A 23319-nucleotide genomic window follows, 5' to 3' on the forward strand; every position below is an offset into this window, starting at 1 on the left:
GATTATAAAAATTTATAAGGCTTTAGAAATTTCTTCCAGTTTTAGATAAGCCAAATCAATAGTTGAGACTTGCTCTACTCGCAAAAGTAGACTAGGAAACTCTTGCCCTCTTACTTTCTTCTCTTTCAATATACCAAAGTTAGGATTTTGACTTAGAAATTGCATGATTTTTTGAAAAACTGGCTTCTGATAAAAAGGCGACCGAGGATTGTTGATAAAATAACCCAAGAAGATTCCATTTTTCAGAACGATTTTTTCCATGCCCAGTTTTTCTGCAAGCCACTTTAATTCCATAGATTTTAGTAAATCACGAGCTTGTGTAGGCAAATTCCCAAACCGATCGATTAGATTTTCTCTGAATTGGTTCAGTTGATTTTGACTTTCAACTTGTGCTAGCTCGTTATAAAGCGCCATTCGCTCTTCTACGTTGTTCACATAATGGTCTGGAATCAGTAATTCTAAATCAGCATCTAAATTAAAATCAGAAACATAATCTTCTTTTCTTTTTAATTCATCTTGAAATAAATAATTAAACTCGTCAGAATATTTCAATTCTTCTATCGCTTCGTTTAGTATTTTTTGGTACGTATCAAACCCCATTTCGGCCATAAAGCCAGACTGCTCTGCACCCAGTAAATTTCCTGCTCCACGGATTTCTAAATCCTTCATTGCAATATTGAATCCTGAGCCCAAATCTGTAAATTGCTCAATGGCCTGTAATCTTTTGCGTGCTTCATCCGTCAAAGTAACGAGTGGAGGCGTGATGAGGTAGCAAAATGCTTTTCGGTTGCTTCGCCCCACGCGCCCACGCATTTGGTGCAAATCTGCCAGGCCAAAATTTTGCGCATCCACAATCAGCATCGTGTTAGCATTTGGCACATCGACACCACTTTCTACAATCGTGGTAGAAACCAAGACATCAAATTTCCCGTCCATGAAATCCAGCAAAGTTTTTTCTAACTTTTTCCCGTCCATTTGCCCGTGGCCTACAGCAATTTTGGCTTCAGGCACTAGGCGCTGAATCATTCCTGCCATTTCCTTTAGCCCATTGATTCTGTTAAAAATAACAAAAACTTGCCCGCCACGTTGCAATTCATAGAAAACCGCATCACGAATTTGTTCCTCATTCAGCCCGATGATTTTTGTTTCCACAGGCTGGCGATTGGGTGGGGGAGTTTTGATGATAGACAAATCCCGAGCTGCCATTAAGGAAAATTGCAAAGTTCGTGGTATTGGTGTTGCAGTGAGTGTAAGTGTGTCTAAATGAGACCTTAAAGTTTTGAGTTTGTCTTTGATGGAAACCCCGAATTTATGTTCTTCATCAACGATTAATAAGCCTAAATCTTTATAAATCACTTTTTTGCCAACAATCTGGTGTGTACCGATGAGAATTTCAATTTTCCCTTCAGCTAAATCCTTTAAAATCTCATTTTTTTGCTTTGTTGTTTTGAAGCGGTTAAGGTATTCCACCCGAACAGGAAAATCTGCTAAACGTTCTTTGAATGTTTTATAATGCTGGAAAGCCAAAATTGTAGTAGGAACCAGCACAGCGACCTGTTTTCCATCCGTTGCAGCTTTGAATGCGGCACGAATAGCCACTTCAGTTTTCCCAAAACCGACATCACCGCAAATCAAACGATCCATGACCTGCTCACTCTCCATATCGGTTTTCACATCTTCGGTTGCCTTAAGTTGATCTGGCGTATCTTCGTAGATGAAACTCGCTTCTAGTTCGTTTTGCAAATAAGTATCAGGAGCAAACGCAAAACCTTTATCTAATTTTCTCTTGGCGTAAAGTTTAATTAAATCAAAAGCAACTTCTTTGACTTTTTTCTTGGTTTTATTTTTTAAATTTTTCCAAGCAGGCGAACCCAATTTATTCACTTTAGGAATTTGCCCGTCTTTACCCGTATATTTAGCAATTTTGTGCAAAGAATGAATGCTGACATACAAAATATCATTATCTCTGTAAACCAGTTTGATGGCTTCTTGCATCGTTCCGTTGACATTGATTTTTTTCAACCCACCAAATTTGCCCAAGCCGTGGTCGATATGCGTCACGTAGTCGCCAACCTGCAGGCTAGTCAATTCCTTGAGTGTGAGGCTTTCTTTTTTAGAAAAACTATTTCTTAAATTAAATTTATGGTAGCGTTCAAAAATTTGATGGTCGGTAAAGCAAGCTATTTTTAAATCTTTATCTACAAACCCCGCATGAATGCTCGCTAGTACTGGTGTGAACTGAACTTCTCTGCCGATGTCTTGAAAAATTTCTTGAAATCGCTGAATTTGCTTGGCCGAGGAGCAAAAAAGATAATTTCTAAAACCGCCTTTACTTTGTTCCTGCAAAGCATCAATCAAGAGGTCAAACTTTTTGTTAAACGCTGGCTGAGGCGTTTGCGAATATGAAAATTTAGCGTGTGGTGAGAGTAAGGTTTGGGCAGAGAATTCTAACACATCAAAATTTGAAATTTCTGTAAGGAAATTTTCAGCCTTTAAAAATAAATCTTCTGGGTTTTTATGTTGAATTTCTGAGTTTAAATTTTCAAAAGCCTTCTCAGATTTCTTGAAATTTGATTGAACTAAACTTTTAGTTAAAATCAAATTTTGCCCTAGAATAAGCGTTTTTGAATTTAAAAATTCCAAGAGAGATTGTCTTTTTTCGGTATCTAACTTATTCTCCAAATTCGGAACAATGACGAATGATTTCACCTCTGCTGTGCTAAGCTGAGTTTCTAAATCAAAAGATTTGATGCGTTCGATTTCATCACCAAAAAAAGAAATGCGATACGGCTTCTCATCGGCGTAAGAAAAAATATCAATGATTCCGCCACGCACCGAGAATTCGCCTGGTTCGGTCACAAAATCTGTCCTTTTGAAATCAAAAGAAAATAAAATTTCATTCAAGAAATCGACTGAAATTTCATCACCAACTTTTAGCCGATAAGTTTTCTTGGTGAGTGTTTTTTTTGTAACGACTTTTTCTGTTAAAGCATTAGAAGTAGTGATGATAATCCTTGGTTTCTTAGAAGAAGATAATTTATTGAGCACCTCAGTTCTTAAAACTACATTAGCATTATTGATTTCCTCAATATCATAGGGTCGGCGATAACTTGCTGGGAAGTAAAGTACTTGATCTTTATCGAGCAAATCTTCCAGTTCGTTCAGGCAATATGCTGCGTTTTCAGCGTCATCAAAAATATAGAGTAATGAGCGTTGCGTTGCTATAAAAAGTTGATGTGCAAAAAAAGAAAAAGCTCCGCCAACTAATCCTTTGCATTGCAAATGTTGAGGTTCTTCTTGGTTCAAAAAATGAATAATATTTTCAAAATCTTTTTGATTCTTGAATTGCTGACTGATTTTTTGAATAGAAATTATTTCCAATTTTTTTAAGCCTTAAAATTTTTTTTGTTTAGATTTTTCCCAATAGGCATCCATTTCTTCTAGACTCAGGTCGCTAAAAGACAGTCCATTTTTTTGAATTTCAGCTTCCATCCATTCAAATCTATTTTTGAATTTTTGGTTGGTTTTTTCCAGCGCCGACTCTGGGTTGAGCTGGAGAAAACGAGCGTAGTTGATTAAAGAAAATAAAATATCGCCAAATTCATTTTCTAGGTTTTCCTCATCGGCTTCTTGCAGTTCGTGTATTTCTTCCTGAATTTTAGCAAAAGATTCATCGCCATTTGGGAAGTCAAACCCCACGCCTTTCACCTTCTCTTGTATTCGCATGGCCTTTACCATAGCGGGCAAGCCTTTGGGTACGCCAGAAAGCACAGATTTCCTACCTTCTTTCATTTTTAATTGTTCCCAGTTGCGCTTGACTTCTTCTTCATTTTTGACTTCTACATCGCCGTAAATATGCGGATGCCGAAAGATGAGTTTTTCTGCAATCGTGTTTAGGACATCGGCGACATCAAAGGCATTTTTTTCTTCACCGATTTTACTATAAAAAACCAAATGAAGAAAGAGGTCTCCCAGTTCTTTCTTCACTTCAGTTAAATCATTATTGAGAATTGCGTCTCCCAGTTCGTAAGTCTCTTCGATGGTCAAATGGTATAGGCTTTCCATAGTTTGTTTGCGATCCCACGGGCATTTTTCTCGTAGCTCATCCATGATGTCTAGCAAGCGGTGGAACGCCTGAGTTTGCTCTTCTCTGCTGTGCATTTATTCTTCTTCAGAAGTTTTGGGCGCTTTTTGCTCTTTTGAACCGCTTAAAAGTTCTTTTCTCAGTAAGATATTGTACCATTGGAACAATTTTTTCAAATCAGAATGGTAAACACGCGACTTATCATAGTCTGGTAAAACTTCTTCCATGTAATTTCTTAACTCAACCTCTGGTGAACGGTGATTGATGGTCTCGCCACCGTTTTCTTTGTCATAAATTTTTCTAAAAACTTCTGCCAAAGGGACTTCCTCTGTTGTAGTGTAAATGGCTACATTGCTCAAAAGACTGACATTGTAGCTCGCTGGCACGTTAGTTTTTTTTCCGTCATCTAAATTTTCTGCGATAAAACCGCTTTTGGTTTGTGATATTAGATGGTATAAGCCTGGTTTTCCGCTAATTGCAATTACTTTATCTATCTTCATATACTTTATTTATTTAAAATTTTTTAAGCCTTAGGAAATCTCATTTTATAATTAACTTTCACATTTCCGCGCTTGATTTTTTCTAATTTTTTATGAATTAATTTTTTCTTGAAATTACTGAGGTAATCTACAAAAAGAATGCCCTCGATGTGGTCATACTCATGCTGAATGACTCGTGCAAAGATATCATTAAATTCTTCTTCATGTGGCTGAAAATTTTCATCTAAATATTTGATAGTGATTTCAGCGTGACGGCTGACATCTTCTCGGATGTTGGGGATACTCAAGCAACCTTCATTAAACTTCCATTCCCCCCCTTTTTCGTCGATGATTTCTGCATTGATGAATACTTTTTTAAACTCAGCTAATTCCTCGGCAATATCGGCATAATCTTGGTCATCCTTGAATGGTGATAAATCAATGATAAACAAACGAATAGGAAGCCCAACCTGTGGTGCAGCTAAGCCGATTCCATTAGAGTCATACATGGTTTCAAACATGTTTTCTATAATCTCATCTAGATGTGGATAGTCTGATGAAATGGCTTGGCTTTTCTCTCTCAATATAGGGTCGCCGTAGGCGCGGATATCATAAATCATTATTTCAATAATTTGGGAGACAAAGGTAATTATTTTTGATTTTTCATGAAAGATTGCAGTATAAGAGTTGCGCTGATTTTATCTAGCATTCCTTTTTTTTGGCGTTTTTTCTTTTTCATTCCACCTAAGACCAAAGCTTCAGCAGCGTGGAGAGATGTATAACTTTCATCTTCTCTGTAAACTTCAATTTTTGGGTATTTTTTTTTGAAAGCCTTTAGAAATTTTTGAATATCGACTTCGATTTCACCTGCTACACCGTGTGCTCGCATAGGTAATCCTACCACTAATTTTTCTACTTTTTCAGTCAAAAAAAGTTGCTCTAAGTAGAGGAATAATTGTGAGGTAGAGACCGTATCTAGCGGGCTAGCAATGATTTGCAGCGGGTCTGTGATGGCTAAACCCGTGCGTACTTTGCCGTAATCGATAGCGAGAATACAACTCATCTAAACAATCTCTGCCGATAAACCACGTTCTAGTAAAGCAGAACATCGGGGTTTTAAATCTTCGTACGAACCACTTTTTACATCACATCGGCCGTTATAGTGTACAATCATAGCACACTGCTCGGCCTGTAATTCATTGTGCTCACAAACGTGAATTAGACTTTCTATGACGTGATCAAACGTATTGATGTCATCATTGTAAAGAATAATTTTATTTAATTCTTTTTCTGATGAAAGAACGTCTATTTCTTTTTCCGTTTTATGTTGAAAATTAATCTTCATTTTTTTTAAATTCTAAGGCAATCCAATCGTTACGGTATTTGGTGGAAACAAATTGTAAGCCAAAATTTTCTACAAAATTAATCATTATTTTTTCATCAGAATCCAGTAAGCCACTCAAGAGTAAAGTTCCGTCATCTTTCAGCGCATGCAGGTAGAAACTCATATCTTGCATCAAAATATTTCGGTTGATATTGGCAAGAACAAAGTCAAATTTTTCTGCAGGAATACTCTCTGCGCCGCCTTTTAAAAACTCAATAGCGACATGATTTCTTGCTGCATTTTCTTTCGCATTTTCATACGACCACTCGTCAATATCAATGCCCACGACGTGCTGCGCTTTTTTCATTTTAGCGAGAATAGCCAAAACGCCAGTCCCTGTGCCCATGTCTAGCAAACTTTTCTCGGTGAAATCTTTTTCTAGAATATATTGTACCATGAGATGTGTTGTCTCATGATGTCCTGTACCAAAAGACATTTTGGGCTGAATGATAATTTCATAAAGCGAAGTAGGGCGGGGGGCATGAAATTCTGCACGAATGTAGCATTGGTCATCTACATTCACAGGGTGAAAGTTCTTCTCCCATTCCTCATTCCAATTCACAGGTTCAATTTTCTTTTTTTCATAACTGATTTGCGCTTCATCAGTTTCACCAAGGATTTCTTGCACAAAGCTTTCATCGTCAAAATCTTGTAAAATATAAGCCTTGAAACCTTCTGGTGTTTCTTGAAAGCTTTCAAATTCTATTTCACTCAGCCGAGCGATTAAAATTTCTGTCCACGGTTGTGTGGGGCGAGTTATAAAATGATATTCAATGTAATTCATAGTTTTCCGAATATAATAATTGAAAGGAAAAATCAGGGTAAAAATTTTTTAAGCCTTTAAAAAAAATTAAAAAGGATACCCGATGGCAATGTTTAGAATTAAATTATCTTTTCTCCAATTCTTGTCATTAAAATTAATTTTATCAAACATCCAGCGTTTGCCTTCTTCTAAGTAAGGTTTTCTAACAGGAGTGGCTAAGTCCAAGCGCAATACCAGTACAGAGAAATCCAATCTCAAGCCCACGCCCGCACCTACGGCAATTTCTTTGATAAAATTTTTGGTAAACTCTCCGCCCGGGCGTTCTATATTTTTGTTTACGAGCCAAACGTTCCCTGCATCTGCAAATAAGGCTGCATGAACGAATTTATAAACTGGAAAGCGAAATTCTGTATTTAATTCCAATTTTATATCACCTGTCTGGTCATAGAAAAAGGTGTTTTGATTGTTCCTAGAATCAAAGCGCCCAGGGCCTAAAGTCCTAGCACGAAATGCCCGAATACTGTTGCTACCGCCTGCAAAAAACTGCTTTGAAAATGGGATTTCTATAGAATTACCATAAGGATAAGCTACCCCAGCAATTAGGCGCGTAGCAATGCTGCTGTGCGAACTGATTTTGTGGAAAAATCGAAAGTCATTTTCGATTTTGGCGTATTGGCTGAACGCAACATTGAAGAACTTAACTTGCTTATCTTTTTTTGCATCGGCACCCGTGATTAGACCAGAGAGATTTCCTGATAAATCAACTTTACCTTGGTAATAGAAGGTGTTTTTTTGAGGTAGCATTGTGTTGGTAAAAGTGAAAGAATAATTGGGGCCAAAAATCAATTGATTTTCTATAACTCTCTGCAGGTAAGGGTTTTTTTCAATTTGTCGGCGGTAATTTTCAGTGACGTTAGAAGCCGAAACGTATGAGGCCACAAAGGGATTGAACTCATGTTCTTTCTTTAAATTTTCTTTCCAGTAGTAGCCAAAAGAGAAATTGTAATTACCTAAAGTGTAAAGTTTAGTTCTCTTCTGAAATTCATACCCTGTTGTAATCTGTGTTTTGGGCAAAAATGAACCGCCAGGCTGAGGTTTGAAAAATGGTACCCAAAGCCGAGGAACAACTAAACTCATGCGTGTACCGTAGCGAAAGAGGTTATTGGAGTTCTCGGGGCCGCCAAGCTGGTAATCAAATGCGCTGAAAATTGATGCCGTAAAATGTTCTGCACCACGGAATAGATTGAGATGAGACCAGTTTAAATTCACTTCTCCCCCCACAAAATTATCTGAATTTGTTTTACCTAAAGTTTCTAATCGTAAGGATTTAAATTTTTTAGGTGTTAGTAAATAATAAGCATCAAATTTATGATTTAAGCTATCTGAAATGATGAATTGATTTTTCACGAATTTGAAAACGCCTAAGCTAATGAGTCGATTCAGTGCAATATTGTGGTCTTTACGGTTGTACAAATCGCCACGTTTGAAGGGTAAAGTATTATCAAAAATTTTTGGATTAAATTTATTATTAGGGTCGATGAAAAATTTATCATTATACATTTCCAAACCATCTAAATTAGCGGGGATTCCGTAATTGTTTCTTTGAGCTTCATCTAAATCATAGTCTGTGAAAACTACCGTTTGATCGATGGTAAAGGCTTGGCGTGAAAGCTGAGGAGCATCATCTTTGACTTTTAAGATTAACTCAACTTCGTGTAGATCGGTCACTGTAGAATCAGCTTGTACAATGATGTTATCGGGATGGAAAAAGTAGAAACCTTTCTGTATTAATTCATTATCAATTCGCTCCCTTTCATTTTTTATAACATCTAAATCAAAGGCATCTCCACTTTTGAGTAAAGTTTCTGCGTGTGTTTCTGCGATAGCTTTTTCTACCAAAGTTGAATCAGACGGGAAGCGTACATTCCTGATAAAATAACGATAATCAGGATTGACGTTGTAAACGATTTCAGCTTTTTTCCCTTTGGTTAGCGTGTCAAATTTAGCTTTGGTATTGAAGTAGCCTTTGTTCTCAGAATAATTAACGATGATATCTCGGTTAAATTCTCGGTTAACATCGCTGAGCAAAACTGGTTTCTCACCGACTTTGTACTTCAGCCAATACCAAAAACCTTTTGGTTTCTCTGGCTCTGAAATCATATTGTGAATAGCCACACGCGGGCGCATGCCTAAGAGGCTAGCGTTGGGTTTTGGGGTTAAATTGTTTTCGATGCCTTTTTTTAATTCTTTTTTTTCTTTTTTAGAAATATGCGCATCATCAATGTTGATTTTGGCTCCGGTGTAGAGTTTTTCATTTTCAGCGAGTCCTCTAGTTCCTTGGCAAGAGAAAAAGTTGAAAAAAATCAAGCTGTAAAGGGTGAGAAAAGAAATTTTATAAAATGCTTTTGTATTCATTCTGAAGGGAATTTTTTTAAGGCTTAAAAAATTTAATTGCTTTTAGGATTTTTCGTTTTTCTAAAGATTTCAGCAAAATCATCGTATTCTAATGTAATGATAAAACCTAAGCCAGTCTCTATCACTTGACCTTGAAGTGCAACTTGGTACTCATTCTTCCTGTAAGCTCTCAAAATGTACTTGCCGTCGCGAGAGAGGCTATAGTCTAATGAAATTTCACCAGCGATGTTGGTCATATCTTCATTGGTGCGTGCTTCGCCTTCCACACCAAATTTATTGCCCACGGTGACTTTCAGGCGATCATCGAGCAATCTTTTACTTAAAGAAACATTTAAATCTGTACGATTTTGTTTTTTACCAGTGGTATAGTCCTCACGACTTTCTAAATCAAAATTTAAGTCCACACCATCAATCAAGTCAGAAGCTAATTGATTTAATTGCTCAGATAAAATGCGGCTCACGCTTTGGCGTGCCATTGATTCTGGCGATAGACCTGAATTGCTTTGGAAGGGATTTTCACCAATAAAGCGGTTGAGTAGAAGCAAGGCAAAAACTTGTTTGTTCATCTCATTACTATCATTTCTGATGAGCGAAAGCTTTGTTTTAGTATTATCAATTACCTCCGTTGCTACACCAGCATTATTCCCATCGACATTGATGTCAAACGAAATTTCAGGTTTCATCAAATCTCCTTTCATCATCAGTAATGTATTGAAAGGAATCTTCTGTTTATAAATATTCAAACTTGCACCACTTAATCCTGAAATTTGCTGTTCTAGCAAATCAATAGGAGCGGTTTCAGTTTTGTAAACCGCGGTGATGTCAATATTGGCAGAGAGCGGGTCACCTGCCCATGTAATGGTGCTGCCTTTCTGTATATTAAATTTTCTTTGTAATAAATTGATATTTAATTGGTAAGCTCCTTCGTTAACCTCGTAAATACCCGTTAGACTTGTTTTTCCTGAAGGGTCAATACCCCCAGAAAGCTCAGCTTCTCCTTGCAATTGTATAAAATCACCCGTTGCTTGGTCTACAATAATGGAGAGTTTAGCTTCTTTTTTCACATGAATATCTACGGCAACATCTAAGCCTTTGATGCGTGAAGTTCTATCAACACTATCCTTTTTTAAGCTTTGATTTAAGACAACTTGGTCTTGGTCTATAAATTCTACAACGCCTTCTCTTTTCTTCAAACTGGGGCTGCTTTGCGGTATCGTAAAGCTAAAATCTGTAGGCTTATCAATACTTATATTTCCGCCTATTTTAGGCAAATCTAAATCACCTTTGATGGCCAAATCAGTGTCAACAGAAAGTACACCGCCGACTAAATTTTCACTATTTTTTTCAGCGTCGACGATTTTAAAGTCCTTAGCAGTCAAGCGTAAATCAAAAGAAAAATCTTGGTATTTTTGAGTGAAAATAGTTCCGTCAAGCAACATTTGATTTTTATCTTTATCAAATATGCTAAACTGATTGACTTCAATTCCCTTTGGCTGAAACAGCAACTCATCATTCATACCCTGAAACTTAGTTCCCAATGTAGTCACAAACATACCTACATCATTGAATTTTAATTTTCCGTGGATGGAAGGCGAATCAGACTTGCCAAAAATCTCTAAATTCCCTGATAAGAAACCCTCTGCCTCTTTTATTTGCTGAGCTGTAAACCCTTGAATACTAGTCATATTCAAGCGGTTAATCAATAATTCAAAGTTTAAGTCATCATTTACTAAATTGTAATTTCCATCCAGATTCACTTGATTTCCATTCCCTTTCAGCTCTATTTGTGTATTTATATGTTCTGCCGATCTTTGATTTAAATTCACATCCAAATGCCCCAAAGGAGCATTGAAAACCTGCAAACTATCTACTTTTAAATTCCCATTAACTTGAGGGGATTTCATTAAATTTTTCAGCTCAAAACTTCCGTTCAAAATACCTTTAGCCAGTAGCGTATCTTGCTGAGCTAGAGCTGTGAGCGTTTCAAGTTTAAAGTCCTGAATATCTAGACGCAACGGTGAAAATGGAGCAGAACCACTAGACTCCAAAGAGAGAAAGCTATTCCCGTACGAGAGTTTGAAATTTTGAGCATTAATTCCTTCGGGGTGCACCGTGATTTGATTATCATGCTCCACATGCCAGTTTTCTCCGTTTAGCACCAACTGCCCAGGGTGGAGGGATAGCTGAAAAACTTCATCCAGTCGCTGTGCACTTCCGTCAATTGCATAGGCGATATTTTGATTTTGGTCTTTAGAAGAAAAAGAATATAAAATTTGCTGATCTTTCACCGAGCCCTCTAGCGATGAATTCAAAATTTTAAACCGCCCAGATTTCAGCTCATCCCACTTGACCTGGAAAACCAAAGCTTGGTCTACATTGTCAATATTTAGATTAGCATTATTGATTTCATTTCCAGCATAGTCCACCTGAGGAATCTCCGCATTGAGGATGATTTTTTGAAAATCAGCATTGAAATCTCCGGAGATAGAAATAGGCTCAAAGGAATTTAAGTTTGGAATCAAATTCTTTAGAAGATTATCATTTTTTATTTCTACCGAAAGATGGAAAAACTGATGAGGGTCAATATTTTCTAAGCCTTTAGAATTTTTAAAAAATGGATAATATTGATTTAAAGTTTTTTTTAAGGCTTGAAAAATTTGTGAAACACGATATTTCCCCTCCAATTTTGCATCAGCAAAAGATGAATTCAGCTGTAATAAATTAAAATCTGACGTATTTTTTGCTAAAATCTGAATATCCTGAATAGGATAAACATTTTGAGTGTCAGACACGGCAAAATCCCTCAAATATAAATTCCCATTGAGCTCATCAGGATTTAAATTTTCAAAACTTCCACTAACTCTCCCAGCAATAATCAGTGCTTCGTCATAGAAGTTTAATTTGTTGAAATCCAATTTATTAATGACACCATCTATTTTAGCTTGTGGATTTTTATCGTTGTAAACTCCACTGACTGCTAAATTTAAACGTGCCGCAGGGTCATTTGAGAATAGATTTAAATTAAACCTAGAATTTTCAATGTTACCCTTTAGCTCAATTTGGCTGTAATTATATTGATTGTAGAAAAAATGCTTAATATCCCCTGAAATTTTTGCTGTAGCAGAAGTTAAATCAAAGCCATTGCCTTCTACCTTTATTGCCCCGCTCATTTTGCCTAAATCCGGGTTTTGAATAATTTTTCCTAAATTTAGATTCGTTGTTTCTAAATCTAAGTCATAAGTCTCTGATTTTCCCCAGTTTATGATACCGGCTAATAGCGCATCGCCATCGGTAGAATTAATATTAAGTTCTGTATCAACTTGCTCTGTATTCCCTTTCAATTTCCCTTTGGTAGTGATTTTTTCAGGTAGAGAAAGATTGTTTGGCAGCGCCTCAGCAGGCAAAACTCGGCGAAGTGTTTTTTCTTGAGCATGCAGGCGGATAAGATTTACATTATAAGATAAATTTTCAGGTTTCGTTGCGTTTTTGATGCTTCCGCTTGCTTTCAACTGAAAATCATCTAAGCCTGATGCCGATAGTTCCTCAATATTCAAATCATCCACCAAGCCATTTACTTTAGCATTAAGAGCTAGCGAAGCATTTGGGTAATTTTTGAATATTTTTTGATTGGAAACCTCGGGTGCCAAAATCTGAATATCTTCAAATCCAATTTTAGATTTTTCTAAATTTAAATCAAGTTGAGCCATCCCTGGATTTTTAGTCAAATCCTCTAAAGAATGATAGGAAATTTCAAAACGATTTTTTAGCAGAGAATTAGGTGTTTCTAGCAAAAAATTTTTAAGCCTTATATTTTTTTGAGTATATTCAAAGTCTGTTTGAAGTTTTTGGAGAACCAGTCCACTTTTTTCCTCAAAATTACCTTTATTAATTTCACCCTTTATTTCAGAATCTTTCATTTCAAAATCAGAGACACTGAAATTCAGATTTTTAATGTCTAAATGATTGAAGTCAATTCCTTTTTCCTGTGGAGTAGTTGCCGTATTATTGTATAGAACATTAATGTTCTCTAAATCAAAATCATTTACAGCCAAATGCAAGGGGTTAGTTGGATTGGTCTCTGAATTTTTGGTTTCAGAATCTTCACTAGCTAAAAACAAATCAGCCTTGATTTCAGCATTTTTCAGCACAAAATCATCTAGTACGAAACTACTTTTCTCTACATCTAGCCGTTTAATTTCGCTTAACAGTTCATCAAACTTTACTTTCACATAAGTTTTAGTGATTTCATCTTTATAATCAATGTCAAAATCAACCAGTTCAAATCCGTTTAAATCTAGCTTTAGTGGGCTTTGAGCCGATAGTGAATCTACTTTTTTCTCCACTTTTTTAGAGGCTTCTTGCAAAATATCTTGCTTGAGTTTCAGTCGCAGACCCTCCATATACAAATCTCCGAGAGCGTAATCATTCTCTTGCAAATCAAAATTTTTAAAACGCGTCTTTAGTGCTTTAAAAATCACTTGCGTTTGGTATTGAGTTATTGCATCGCTATAATTCAGGCGGATGTTCCTCAAATCAATCTTATCTAGATTGATGATGAAAGGTTTTGAAGACTTCTCTTCCGTCGTACCAAAAGCATCGACGATGTAGTCAAAATTAAAATTTCCATTATTATCACGCTTCACAAAAGCCACCAAACCATTCAGTTCAATCGAAGTAAATTGAGCCTGATTGTCTAGTAACTTCGGTATCGCTAAGCCTACATTCAGGTTTTTTACCAGCAAAATTGTATCTCTATTTTGCCCCTCTACGTATAGATTTTGCAATTCCAGCCCATTGGGGAAGTTCACATAGACATGCTCTAGCGAAATCGGTGTACCAATTTTATCTTGAACAAAGTGAATCACTTTGCCTTTCACAAAATTTTGTACACTTGGCAAACGCAAACTTAGCGTCGCTAGTACTAAAATCAAAATCAAGCTCAGTAAACCTAAGCCAAGTCGTTTAAAAAAGTTTCTTTTGTTAAATTTCAAAATAAAAATAGAATTTTAGTTAATGAAGATAAATAAAAAGCCTTTGTTTTTTAGTCTAAAAAAATTATTTATTAAGGTAAGGTAACGTATTTCGTTCCGATTCAAGAAAAATCATACCACGCAACACACTGCGAATCAACTTTTTTAATTCTTTAGCAAAACTCATGCGTAGTTGGCTATTGTGGTAAATTAAACTCACCTCGCGCGTTGGGACTGGATTTTTAAAAGGTTTTATGAAATTTTTGTCCTCCATTTTCAGGTCATTTACAGCTAGCGCAGGCAAAACAGTCATCCCAAAACCATCTTTAGCTAATTTAATTAACGTCTGAAAGCTCCCACTCTCTATCATCAAACTTTTCTCTTCTTGCTGCTGCAAATGGTGACAAATCGACAGCACATTATTCCTGAAGCAATGCCCTTCCTCTAGCAAAATCAAATCTCTAATGTCCAAATCTTCCTCGCTTATATTCTTTCTTTGACTCAAGCGATGCCCCTCTGGCACAAAGGCCAACATTGGCTCATAGTATAGCAATTCCTCCACCATATCAGGTTGAAGTAGAGGTGTTACCGCAATGCCAAAATCAATGGTATTTTCTCGTAGTGAGATTAATATTTCCTCAGTCTTCATCTCTTGCATGATGAGGTTCACATGCTTAAATTTTTTATTAAAAATTTTATAAAAAAGCGGTACCAAAGTCGGCAAAACCGTTGGAATTACTCCCAAGCGAAAATCACCGCTCAGATTTGTTTTCTCCTCATTTACAATCGCAGGCATTCGCTGCACCTCATTGAGAATCGTTTTAGCTTGAGCCAAAATCTTTTCACCTATTTTCGTTACCCGAATCGGGTGCGTACTTCTATCAAAAATATCAACACCCAGTTCCGATTCCAGCTTTTGGATTTGCATGCTCAGCGTCGGTTGCGTCACATACGCTTTTTTCGCTGCGAGTGTAAAATTCTTACTCTCAGCCACAGCCAACACATATTCTAATTGAATAATCGTCATAGAAATAAATGAAAATAATTGAAACTCACAAAAGTAAAAAAAAAATTAATAATTCTGTGCATACTCCACGCAGTGGCAAGGGGGGGATATTCAAATTTAGCAGATTTCAGCTATAATTTTTTAAAGCTTAAAAGAAATCAATGCTTGTTGAAGATCGGTATAAATCTCTATTCCATTAATGCATAAACAAGTTTTTTCAGCATCAGCATGAAATCAAACAAATAAAGAAAAAGTGAAGTCAGAAAAACTTGATTTTTTTTGCTTCGAAAGCTTAGATAGAAATAAATGATTTCAAAATTGGGTGGGGCAGAGGAGTTATAAAAATGTGACTCGGCTGGGGTTCGAACCCAGGCCCCCAACATTAAAAGTGTTGTGCTCTACCAGCTGAGCTACCGAGTCGTAAAGTTTTTTTTCGTGTGCTCACGACTGGATTCGAACCAGCACACCCATTGGGCACCACCCCCTCAAGATGGCGTGTCTACCAATTCCACCACGTGAGCAAAATTTAAGGCTTAAAAAAAAGAAATTTTTAAGCCTTATAAAAAATGTGACTCGGCTGGGGTTCGAACCCAGGACCCCAACATTAAAAGTGTTGTGCTCTACCAGCTGAGCTACCGAGTCGCCTTACTTTTTTTCTTTTCGGATTGCAAATATAAGAGCTTTTTAAAATTACACAAAAAAATATTACTTTTATTTTTCTAAAATAATAAAAATGGTCTTGACATTAGTGGGCTACATGGGAGCTGGGAAATCAACTATAGGTAAAAAATTGGCTCAGGAATTAAATATTCAATTTATTGATTTAGATGAATTTATAGAAGAAAAAGAGCAACAACCTATCCCAATCCTATTCAAAGAAAAAGGGGAAATTTACTTCCGAAAAAAAGAGAACCAATATTTGAAAATATTTTTCCAAAAGCATGAAAAAGCAATTCTCAGCACGGGTGGCGGGACGCCTGTTTTTTATAATAATATGGAACTCATTAATCAAAATTCATTTTCGGTATATTTGAGAGCTAATCCACAGCAGCTGGCGCAGCGAATTTCCCCTAAAATCAAAGAAAGACCTTTGGTGGCTCACCTCAGTGAAGAAGATTTACCTGAGTTTATAGCGAAACATCTTTTTGAACGCCGTATTTTCTATGAACAAGCAAAAGTGACTCTTTCTACCGACCATCAATCCCCAGATGAGATTGTAGGAGAAATTTTACAAGCCTTTAAAAATCATCAAAATCAGCCATAAAATCATCAAGCTCTCGACGATCTTTTTTAGTTGGTCGCCCTTCGCCTTTTTGGCGGTAATAATTTTGGTCAGTCTGCCTGATTTTCAGTTCCTCGAGTTGTTTTTTGTCGGTTAAATCTTTGATGTGAAGTCCTACCAATTTAGCACCCATTCGGCTAGAAGGAATTTTCAAAACCTCAAATTCATAGAAAATTTGATTTTTGCGAAGCTTTATGCAGTCACCTACCAATACGTCTTTAGATGGTTTTGCCAGCTCTTCGTTGACCCAAACTCTGTTTTTTTTCACGACTTCTGTAGCAAGGCTTCGGGTTTTGAAATAGCGTACACACCACAGAAATTTATCAATCCGCATATTTGTTTCCATAGAGGAGTTAAAAAAAATACTGGTAACAAAGGTAAGAAGTTTAAAGAAAAAGTGTTTTATTGTTTCTCTGTGGAATTAATTTTTTTTAAGCCTTTAAAAATTTAACTGCTTGTTGAGTTTAGTTGAAAGCTTTGAATTATTTATATTTGTAGTTTTCAAATTAAAATAGAAATATGGATTTAAAGAAATTAGGATTTTTGCTTTTAGCTGTTTTCGTTTTTTGGAGCTGTTCAGAGGACAGGCCAGGCTTCTTTATTAGCCAAAATAAGCAAAACAAAATTGATGACAGAGCTTTGGTGAAATACTTGGAGGAACATTATTTCGCAGAAGATGGAAGTGTAAAGGTTTTTAGTTCAAAAGATAAAAGTGATGACCACTACACACCGCTAAAGGAATTGGCAGAGAAGGCGCCAGAGGGCTACTATGTTGTGAAAAACCCAAAGCATCAAGCTGCGGGGCGTTCAATTAGCGATAACCAGACAGATAAAATATTAATTCAGTATAATTTGCAGTCACTCAAGGCATTGGAGCAGAAAGACTCAGTCTATTATCTGCCTTCTACGATTGTATCTACGGTGAATAGCACTGGTTTGCCTGAGTGGGATCCTGTTTTTTATCACACCACCAAAGAGGCTGGTTCTTATGAAGTTAAATCTATTATCGAAGGCTTAAAAAAATTTAAATCTTCTGATAAAAAAGCCAATGAAGAGCCTTATGTGAATTTTCAAGGTTTGATTTTAGTGCCATCTCGGTTGGCTTATGGAAGGTCTTCTAACCCGTTTAATATCAAGGAGACAGATCTTTCACTTATTTTAAACTTTGAATTGTACCAAGTCGTTCAGCGGAAGGAATGAAAAATAAAAAAGGCTTGAAAAAAAATTTTAAGCCTTTAGAAAAATTTAATTCGATTTTTTCTCTTCGTAGAACGTAAATGCGTTTCCTTTTTTTCCTGCGCGCCCCGTTCGCCCAATACGGTGGATGTAGGTTTCATAATCTTGTGGAATTTGGTAATTGATGACGTGCGTCACATCAGAGATGTCTAGACCACGGGCAGCTACATCAGTAGCGACTAAGATATTAATTTTCCCACGCTTGAAGTCCTTGAGTGCAAATTTTCGGTAATTTTGAGATTTATCACCATGAATTTCATCGACTTTAAATTTATTTTGTTTTAATTTTTTTGTAATTTCAGAAACACTTTGTTTGGTTTCAGAGAAGATTAAAACTTTTTCAAAATCTTTCTGAGAAATTAAATCAATCAGCTTGTCAAATTTATTTCTTCGATTGAAGAAAACGACATCTTGGTCAATATGTTCTGCTGTTGCCTTACCGCTGCTTACATGAATTTTTATAGGATTTTTGACGAATTGTGTGATGATTTCTTTTTGATTTTCAGCGAGTGTAGCAGAGAAAAGCAAAGTTTGATCTTTCTGAGTCAGTTGGCGATTGATTTCTAGTACATCTTGGCTAAAGCCCATATCAAGCATGCGGTCAAATTCATCTAAAATTAAAATTGAAAAGTTATTGAATTTTAAGGCTTTTCGGTTGGCTAAATCTATCAAACGACCTGGCGTACCAATCACAAAATCAAAAGGTTTTTGCAAGGTTTTCAAATCTTTCTTGATGCTAGTCCCGCCGATGAATGAAGTTCCAAAAAGTTTTAATCCTCTAGAAATGGCTTTAAATTCTGCTTCGACTTGTTCTGCTAATTCGCGGGTAGGAACCAAAATCAAGCAAGAAAATCGTGTGTCACTATACAACATACTGTTGATCGTGGGAATTAAAAAAGCAGCTGTTTTCCCAGTCCCAGTATTGGCTATGGCTAAAACATCTTGAATATTGGTGATTGGCTCAAAGGATTTTTCTTGAATTTCTGTTGGCTGAATATAGCCCAGCTGTAGCAAGTTTTTTAATAAATCAGGGTGTAGCGGAAACTCCTTGTAGCTGTACTTGGGTTGGTATTTGATTTCTTCTATAGGTTTGCCTACGTGCTGAAAGCGTTCTGGCCTTAAATCCAGTTTTTTTATTTTTTTGGAAGAAGATTTTCCTCTTCTCCTTCTATTTTTTTGGGGTCTTGCTTTCCCTTTTCGGTCAGAAAATTTTTGACCTTGACTTTTCTTAAGTCTTGAATTTGGTTTGTTTTTCATAAAATAAAAATGTTGTAGAAAAGTTTTGACTGAAAAAAAATTCTACAACCGATATTGAACGAAGAATATTTTAGTAAAAGGAACCTTTCTAATTTTGAGCTGGCAAAGGTACAACTTTTTTAATGATTTATGAATTTTAAGATTAAGATTATTTCTTCGTTAGCTTTGGGAATGACTAAATTGTGAGGGAGAAGCTCTGTTTTAATATAAGTTTTTAAAAATTCTCTAAGGCTTAAAAAAAATAGATAAAAACGAGTGAAAAAAATTCTAGATGAAATTAATGATTTTAATTTCAAACAGAGATACATTCAGATTTCTTAAATTTGCATTATGAAAAAAATTCTAAAGCCTTTAAAAATTAAAAGAAAAACAACAAATGAGGTTCGTTTTCATCCAAAAATGGGAGCTTTGAGCACTAAGGTGACCAAAATTCAGCGAACGCTGTATGGGATTCCTTTTGAGACATTGCATAAGTACCGAGAAACTTACTCTGGAAAGATGAAAGATGTGGAAGATTGTAAAGTTTCTGAGCTGAGATAAAAAAAGCCACCTTTTGGGTGGCTAAATTTTTAGAAAAAAGAAGAACAATTATTCATTGTTTTCCATTTTTTCTTTCAGTGCAGCAAGACCATCCAAGTCACCAAGTGTAGCTCTTTCTTGCGTTTGATTTTCTAGAGCTTTTTTCACCTGTTTCATTTCTTCGTCTTTGTAAGTAGCTGAATGAGAAACAACTACACGCTTAAATTCTTTATTGAATTCAATTACTTTGAAGTTTATATCTTCACCTTGTTCTACACGCCCACCATCTTCTTTATCCAATGTTCTAGCAGGGGCAAAAGCATCGATTTCTTCATCTTCAAATCTTACTTTAGCACCTTTGTCAAACACATTATAGGCGTTACCAGTGTGTTCAGTGCCAATGGCATATTTAGTTTCATAAACACTCCAAGGGTTATCTTCTAATTGCTTGTGGCCTAAGCTTAATCGGCGAGCTTCTACGTCTAGTTCTAGCACAACAACTTCTAGTTTGTCTCCAACGCTACAGAATTCTGAAGGGTGCTTGATTTTCTGAGTCCAAGAAAGATCAGAAATGTAAATCAATCCATCAACACCTTCCTCTAATTCTACGAAAATACCAAAGTTAGTGAAGTTTCTTACGGTACCAGTATGCTTAGAATCTACTGGATATTTTGAAGTAATGTCAGTCCAAGGGTCTGGCATTAATTGCTTCATACCAAGAGACATCTTACGCTCTTCTCTGTCAATACTTAAGACAACAGCTTCTACTTCATCTCCTACTTGAACGAAGTCTTGAGCGGAACGTAAATGTGTGCTCCAGCTCATTTCAGAAACGTGAATCAAGCCTTCTACTCCTGGGGCTACTTCTACAAAAGCACCATAGTCAGCAAGCACTACTACTTTACCTTTGATTTTATCTCCGACAGCAATATTTTGGTCTAACGCTTCCCATGGATGAGCTTCTAATTGTTTTACCCCCAGCTGAATTCTTGTTTTATCTTCATCAAAATCAAGGATTACAACATTGATTTCATCATCTACTTCTACGACCTCATTTGGGTGATTGATTCTGCTCCAAGAAAGATCTGTAATATGGATTAATCCATCAATACCACCTAGGTCTACAAAAACGCCATAAGAAGTAATGTTTTTCACCACACCTTGCAGTACTTGACCTTTTTCCAGCTGACCAATGATTTCCTTCTTCTGCTCCTCGATATCAGCTTCAATCAAAGCTTTGTGAGATACCACCACGTTTTTAAATTCAGGGTTTATTTTCACAACCTTGAACTCCATGTTTTTACCTACGAATTGCTCATAGTCGCGAATTGGCTTCACATCGATTTGTGAACCTGGTAAAAAAGCCTCAATGCCAAAAACATCCACAATCATACCACCTTTTGTTCTCGCTTTGATGTTACCCTGAACGATTTCACCGCTTTGGTTTGCTTTATTCACATGATCCCAAGCGTTTAAAGTTCTTGCTTTTCTATGAGAAAGCTGTAATTGACCATTTTTATCTTCACGTTGGTCAACCATTACCTCCACTTCATCACCCACTTTCAAGTCAGGGTTGTAGCGGAATTCATTCAAAGAAATAACTCCTTCAGATTTGAAGTCGATATCCACGATTGCCTCTTTGTCAGTTATACGAACCACTTTTCCTTTAAAAACCTCATTTTCATTCAGTTCATCAAGTGTGTTTTCATACATTTCCTCGAGTTCAGCTTTCTCCTTACGATCCTCCTCGTTCAGGCCACTTTCAAAAGACTCCCAGTCGAAATCCTCTCGGGAAGGGCTGGCGTTGACCAACTCTCTTTCCTCTTTTGGTTGATTTTTAACAGCTTGAGCTTTGTTTTCTTGGGAATTTGCAGAAGACGTAGCTTCCGTTTCTTTAGTCTGTTCAGACATAATAAAAAAAGTTTGTATCTCAATGCCGATGCCTGGGAAAATACGACAACATCTTAAAATTGAGAGAAATGATTAAATAATTAATTTTTAAGCTTATCCCTATGTCGCTAAGCGGCGGCAAATATAACTATTTCATTCCGAATAAATTATTCATTTCATAAAAATTTCACTAAAAATCATAAATTATAATTGATATTAAAAAAATGGGCTTAAACAAAAAAATGATTTTTCCTGTTTAAGGATTTGAATAATAGGAGTTTATAGCTGAATTATGTAATTTAATTTATAAAAAAAAGAAAAATATCAAGCACTACGGGATGCGACCAAATTAAATCATTGTAAAAGTGTGAGATCAAGAATTTTTTAAGCCTTAAAAAAAATAGCCTAAAAAAATGAAAAAATTCACTAATTTTATCTTTGAATTATGGAAATAAATAAGGCTGTAGAAAAAATTCAAAATCAATTATTAAACTACCATCAAAACGGGAATAAACTGTGCATAACCTCCTCTTTTCAGTCGCATAGTTTGCCGCTTTTGCATATCGCTACACGTGCTTTGCCCAGTATAGATGTACTTTTTATAGATACAGGATTTCATTTCCCAGAAACTTACGCTTTCAGAAATCAAATTGCTGAAGATTGGGGATTTCGACTTGTGAACGTGCAGAGTAAAACGGCTAAAAACCAGCAAATTGCAACAAGTGGAGAGTTCTTGTTTGCCAACAATCCTGAATATTGTTGCCATATTAATAAGGTAGAGCCACTGAATGATGCGATTGAAAAATACGATATTTGGGTTGCTGGCTTGCGAAGAGATCAAACCAAATTCAGAGCTACATTGAACGAAGAGGAAATTTTGGCAAGTGGCGTAGTAAAATTTCATCCGATTTTAGACTGGAATTCCAAGATGATTTATGTATACGCTCAGCAACATCATTTGCCCAAACATCCGCTGGAGGCTAAAGGATTTTTGAGCATCGGTTGTATGCCTTGCACTACCAATATTGATACTGAAATGGAAAGAAACGGCAGATGGTATGGCAGCAAAAAAAGCGAATGTGGCATCCATTTAAACAAATAAAAAGCATGAGAATTTTAATCACAGGAGGAGCAGGGTACATTGGCTATTCTTTAGTGCAATCATTAGATAAAAATGAATCTGTCACAAAAATCACCGTTTTTGATAATTTGTACAAAAAGAATTTCAATTTCTTTACACAAGGTGAAAATTTGAATAAAACAATATTTGCAAAAGGTGATATTCTGAATATTTATGAGTTAGAAAAAGTGGTGAAGAATCAAGATATTGTGATTCATTTGGCGGCTCATGTGGATTCTCCGTTCAATTACCAAGACAATTATAAATATGAGCAAGTAAACCATTACGGGACGGTGGTTTTGTTCAATTTATTAGAAAAATTCCCACCCCAAAAAGTGATTTTTGCCAGTTCTGCAGCCGTGTACGGATTCAAGCAAAATGTTACCGAAAATACACCACCAGAACCCATGAATTATTATGGCTCTTCTAAATTAAATGCCGAAAATTATTTAAAAATTTTAGAAAAAAAATCACAAGTATACCTCTTGCGTTTGGGTAATGTTTTTGGCTATAATCCGATGCTGAGAATGGATTCTGTAATCAATAAATTAATGATGGAGGCATTGATTTACAAAAAAATCAAAATTTACGGCAACGGAAATCAAATAAGACCATTCATTCACTTACCTTCTTTGATTGAAAATTTACAGCAGTTTATCTTCAGGAACAAAGAAAATGGCGTTTATAATTTGGTGGAATTCAACCAAAATATGAATGAAATCAGAGATTTTTTGATAGAGGAAAATTCAGATTTAGAGTTTGTTTATTTGAATTCAAATCAAGAAGTTAAATCGCTAGAAATGTTCTCAGAAAAGATAAAAATAAAAGCCAACCCAGCTGAAAAATTAGCTTTGGCATATCAGGAATTTGAGAAAAATGTGAGAATTTTTTAAGCCTTAAAAAAAAATAAAGGT

The 23319-nt window shown here is 36.0% G+C and carries 18 protein-coding genes and 3 tRNA genes; 5 read left to right on the forward strand and 16 right to left on the reverse strand.

Annotation, left to right across the window (positions count from 1 at the left end; genetic code table 11):
- Window positions 1–12: 12 nt before the first annotated feature.
- From mfd to D5J18_RS06885, 13 genes are all read right to left on the reverse strand, one after another.
- A complete protein-coding gene (gene mfd, locus D5J18_RS06820; RefSeq protein ID WP_119058581.1) occupies window positions 13–3372 on the reverse strand; it encodes a transcription-repair coupling factor in 3360 nt (1119 codons plus the stop codon).
- A 21-nt stretch (window positions 3373–3393) separates the two neighbouring features.
- The gene (gene mazG / locus D5J18_RS06825) at window positions 3394–4161 is read right to left on the reverse strand and encodes a nucleoside triphosphate pyrophosphohydrolase (RefSeq protein WP_119058266.1); all 768 of its coding nucleotides are present in this window, start codon (window positions 4159–4161) and stop codon (window positions 3394–3396) included.
- The gene (locus tag D5J18_RS06830; RefSeq protein WP_119058267.1) at window positions 4162–4584 is read right to left on the reverse strand and encodes a DUF5606 family protein; all 423 of its coding nucleotides are present in this window, start codon (window positions 4582–4584) and stop codon (window positions 4162–4164) included. It abuts the gene before it with no gap.
- A 23-nt stretch (window positions 4585–4607) separates the two neighbouring features.
- Window positions 4608–5183 carry a peptide deformylase gene (def, locus tag D5J18_RS06835; protein WP_119058268.1) on the reverse strand — a complete coding sequence of 192 codons (576 nt, stop codon included), beginning with the start codon at window positions 5181–5183 and terminating at the stop codon, window positions 4608–4610.
- A 29-nt stretch (window positions 5184–5212) separates the two neighbouring features.
- The gene (gene ruvX / locus D5J18_RS06840; protein ID WP_119058269.1) at window positions 5213–5626 is read right to left on the reverse strand and encodes a Holliday junction resolvase RuvX; all 414 of its coding nucleotides are present in this window, start codon (window positions 5624–5626) and stop codon (window positions 5213–5215) included.
- Window positions 5627–5908, reverse strand: a complete 282-nt coding sequence (locus D5J18_RS06845) for an ATP-dependent Clp protease adaptor ClpS (RefSeq protein WP_119058270.1) — start codon at window positions 5906–5908, stop codon at window positions 5627–5629.
- The gene (gene prmA / locus D5J18_RS06850) at window positions 5898–6731 is read right to left on the reverse strand and encodes a 50S ribosomal protein L11 methyltransferase (protein ID WP_119058271.1); all 834 of its coding nucleotides are present in this window, start codon (window positions 6729–6731) and stop codon (window positions 5898–5900) included. The genes D5J18_RS06845 and prmA overlap by 11 nt, the downstream gene beginning before the upstream one ends.
- 66 nt (window positions 6732–6797) lie before the next feature.
- Window positions 6798–9125, reverse strand: a complete 2328-nt coding sequence (gene tamL, locus D5J18_RS06855; RefSeq protein WP_119058272.1) for a translocation and assembly module lipoprotein TamL — start codon at window positions 9123–9125, stop codon at window positions 6798–6800.
- Window positions 9126–9157: 32 nt separating this feature from the next.
- Window positions 9158–14116 (reverse strand): translocation/assembly module TamB domain-containing protein, encoded by a 4959-nt coding sequence (locus D5J18_RS06860; protein WP_119058273.1) that lies wholly within the window; start codon window positions 14114–14116, stop codon window positions 9158–9160.
- Window positions 14117–14180: 64 nt separating this feature from the next.
- The gene (locus D5J18_RS06865) at window positions 14181–15122 is read right to left on the reverse strand and encodes a hydrogen peroxide-inducible genes activator (protein WP_119058274.1); all 942 of its coding nucleotides are present in this window, start codon (window positions 15120–15122) and stop codon (window positions 14181–14183) included.
- A gap of 326 nt (window positions 15123–15448) precedes the next feature.
- Window positions 15449–15521 (reverse strand) — tRNA-Lys (locus D5J18_RS06875).
- 18 nt (window positions 15522–15539) lie between these two features.
- Window positions 15540–15622, reverse strand: a tRNA-Leu gene (locus D5J18_RS06880).
- A 48-nt stretch (window positions 15623–15670) separates the two neighbouring features.
- Window positions 15671–15743, reverse strand: a tRNA-Lys gene (locus D5J18_RS06885).
- A 91-nt stretch (window positions 15744–15834) separates the two neighbouring features.
- Here D5J18_RS06885 and D5J18_RS06890 point away from each other — a divergent pair.
- A complete protein-coding gene (locus D5J18_RS06890) occupies window positions 15835–16365 on the forward strand; it encodes a shikimate kinase (protein WP_119058276.1) in 531 nt (176 codons plus the stop codon).
- On the opposite strand, the gene D5J18_RS06895 is transcribed toward D5J18_RS06890, so the two are convergent.
- The gene (locus D5J18_RS06895) at window positions 16340–16717 is read right to left on the reverse strand and encodes an Hsp15 family ribosome-associated heat shock protein (protein ID WP_119058582.1); all 378 of its coding nucleotides are present in this window, start codon (window positions 16715–16717) and stop codon (window positions 16340–16342) included. The genes D5J18_RS06890 and D5J18_RS06895 overlap by 26 nt on opposite strands.
- A gap of 185 nt (window positions 16718–16902) precedes the next feature.
- Here D5J18_RS06895 and D5J18_RS06900 point away from each other — a divergent pair, with 185 nt between their 5' ends.
- Window positions 16903–17583: a hypothetical protein gene (locus tag D5J18_RS06900; RefSeq protein ID WP_119058277.1), complete on the forward strand. Its 681-nt coding sequence runs from the start codon at window positions 16903–16905 to the stop codon at window positions 17581–17583.
- A 45-nt stretch (window positions 17584–17628) separates the two neighbouring features.
- Here D5J18_RS06900 and D5J18_RS06905 read toward each other — a convergent pair whose 3' ends face one another.
- Window positions 17629–18876 carry a DEAD/DEAH box helicase gene (locus D5J18_RS06905; RefSeq protein ID WP_119058278.1) on the reverse strand — a complete coding sequence of 416 codons (1248 nt, stop codon included), beginning with the start codon at window positions 18874–18876 and terminating at the stop codon, window positions 17629–17631.
- A gap of 330 nt (window positions 18877–19206) precedes the next feature.
- Between D5J18_RS06905 and D5J18_RS06915 the strand changes: the two genes are divergently transcribed.
- Window positions 19207–19416, forward strand: a complete 210-nt coding sequence (locus D5J18_RS06915; protein ID WP_119058280.1) for a hypothetical protein — start codon at window positions 19207–19209, stop codon at window positions 19414–19416.
- 48 nt (window positions 19417–19464) lie between these two features.
- On the opposite strand, the gene rpsA is transcribed toward D5J18_RS06915, so the two are convergent.
- Complete coding sequence (gene rpsA, locus D5J18_RS06920; protein WP_119058281.1) at window positions 19465–21306, reverse strand: 30S ribosomal protein S1; 1842 nt, start codon at window positions 21304–21306, stop codon at window positions 19465–19467.
- A gap of 424 nt (window positions 21307–21730) precedes the next feature.
- On the opposite strand from rpsA, the gene D5J18_RS06925 reads away from it, so the two are divergent.
- Together D5J18_RS06925 and D5J18_RS06930 are read left to right on the forward strand one after the other, a co-directional pair.
- On the forward strand, window positions 21731–22387 hold the full coding sequence (locus D5J18_RS06925) for a phosphoadenylyl-sulfate reductase (RefSeq protein WP_119058282.1): 657 nt from the start codon (window positions 21731–21733) through the stop codon (window positions 22385–22387).
- A gap of 5 nt (window positions 22388–22392) precedes the next feature.
- The gene (locus tag D5J18_RS06930; protein ID WP_165844982.1) at window positions 22393–23298 is read left to right on the forward strand and encodes an NAD-dependent epimerase/dehydratase family protein; all 906 of its coding nucleotides are present in this window, start codon (window positions 22393–22395) and stop codon (window positions 23296–23298) included.
- The last annotated feature ends 21 nt before the right edge of the window (window positions 23299–23319 follow it).

Origin of the sequence: Candidatus Ornithobacterium hominis (assembly GCF_900538215.1) — a bacterium.
GTDB lineage: Bacteria > Bacteroidota > Bacteroidia > Flavobacteriales > Weeksellaceae > Ornithobacterium > Ornithobacterium hominis.

What these genes read in the sequence shown, in the direction of transcription:
- tamL (WP_119058272.1), bottom strand. Translation starts at nt 9,125, where the DNA reads ATGAATACAAAAGCATTTTATAAAATTTCTTTTCTCACCCTTTACAGC.
- mazG (WP_119058266.1), bottom strand. Translation starts at nt 4,161, where the DNA reads ATGCACAGCAGAGAAGAGCAAACTCAGGCGTTCCACCGCTTGCTAGAC.
- rpsA (WP_119058281.1), bottom strand. Translation starts at nt 21,306, where the DNA reads ATGTCTGAACAGACTAAAGAAACGGAAGCTACGTCTTCTGCAAATTCC.
- D5J18_RS06895 (WP_119058582.1), bottom strand. Translation starts at nt 16,717, where the DNA reads ATGCGGATTGATAAATTTCTGTGGTGTGTACGCTATTTCAAAACCCGA.
- D5J18_RS06890 (WP_119058276.1), top strand. Translation starts at nt 15,835, where the DNA reads ATGGTCTTGACATTAGTGGGCTACATGGGAGCTGGGAAATCAACTATA.
- D5J18_RS06865 (WP_119058274.1), bottom strand. Translation starts at nt 15,122, where the DNA reads ATGACGATTATTCAATTAGAATATGTGTTGGCTGTGGCTGAGAGTAAG.
- D5J18_RS06830 (WP_119058267.1), bottom strand. Translation starts at nt 4,584, where the DNA reads ATGAAGATAGATAAAGTAATTGCAATTAGCGGAAAACCAGGCTTATAC.
- D5J18_RS06915 (WP_119058280.1), top strand. Translation starts at nt 19,207, where the DNA reads ATGAAAAAAATTCTAAAGCCTTTAAAAATTAAAAGAAAAACAACAAAT.
- def (WP_119058268.1), bottom strand. Translation starts at nt 5,183, where the DNA reads ATGATTTATGATATCCGCGCCTACGGCGACCCTATATTGAGAGAGAAA.
- prmA (WP_119058271.1), bottom strand. Translation starts at nt 6,731, where the DNA reads ATGAATTACATTGAATATCATTTTATAACTCGCCCCACACAACCGTGG.
- D5J18_RS06845 (WP_119058270.1), bottom strand. Translation starts at nt 5,908, where the DNA reads ATGAAGATTAATTTTCAACATAAAACGGAAAAAGAAATAGACGTTCTT.
- D5J18_RS06925 (WP_119058282.1), top strand. Translation starts at nt 21,731, where the DNA reads ATGGAAATAAATAAGGCTGTAGAAAAAATTCAAAATCAATTATTAAAC.
- D5J18_RS06905 (WP_119058278.1), bottom strand. Translation starts at nt 18,876, where the DNA reads ATGAAAAACAAACCAAATTCAAGACTTAAGAAAAGTCAAGGTCAAAAA.
- ruvX (WP_119058269.1), bottom strand. Translation starts at nt 5,626, where the DNA reads ATGAGTTGTATTCTCGCTATCGATTACGGCAAAGTACGCACGGGTTTA.
- D5J18_RS06930 (WP_165844982.1), top strand. Translation starts at nt 22,393, where the DNA reads ATGAGAATTTTAATCACAGGAGGAGCAGGGTACATTGGCTATTCTTTA.
- D5J18_RS06900 (WP_119058277.1), top strand. Translation starts at nt 16,903, where the DNA reads ATGGATTTAAAGAAATTAGGATTTTTGCTTTTAGCTGTTTTCGTTTTT.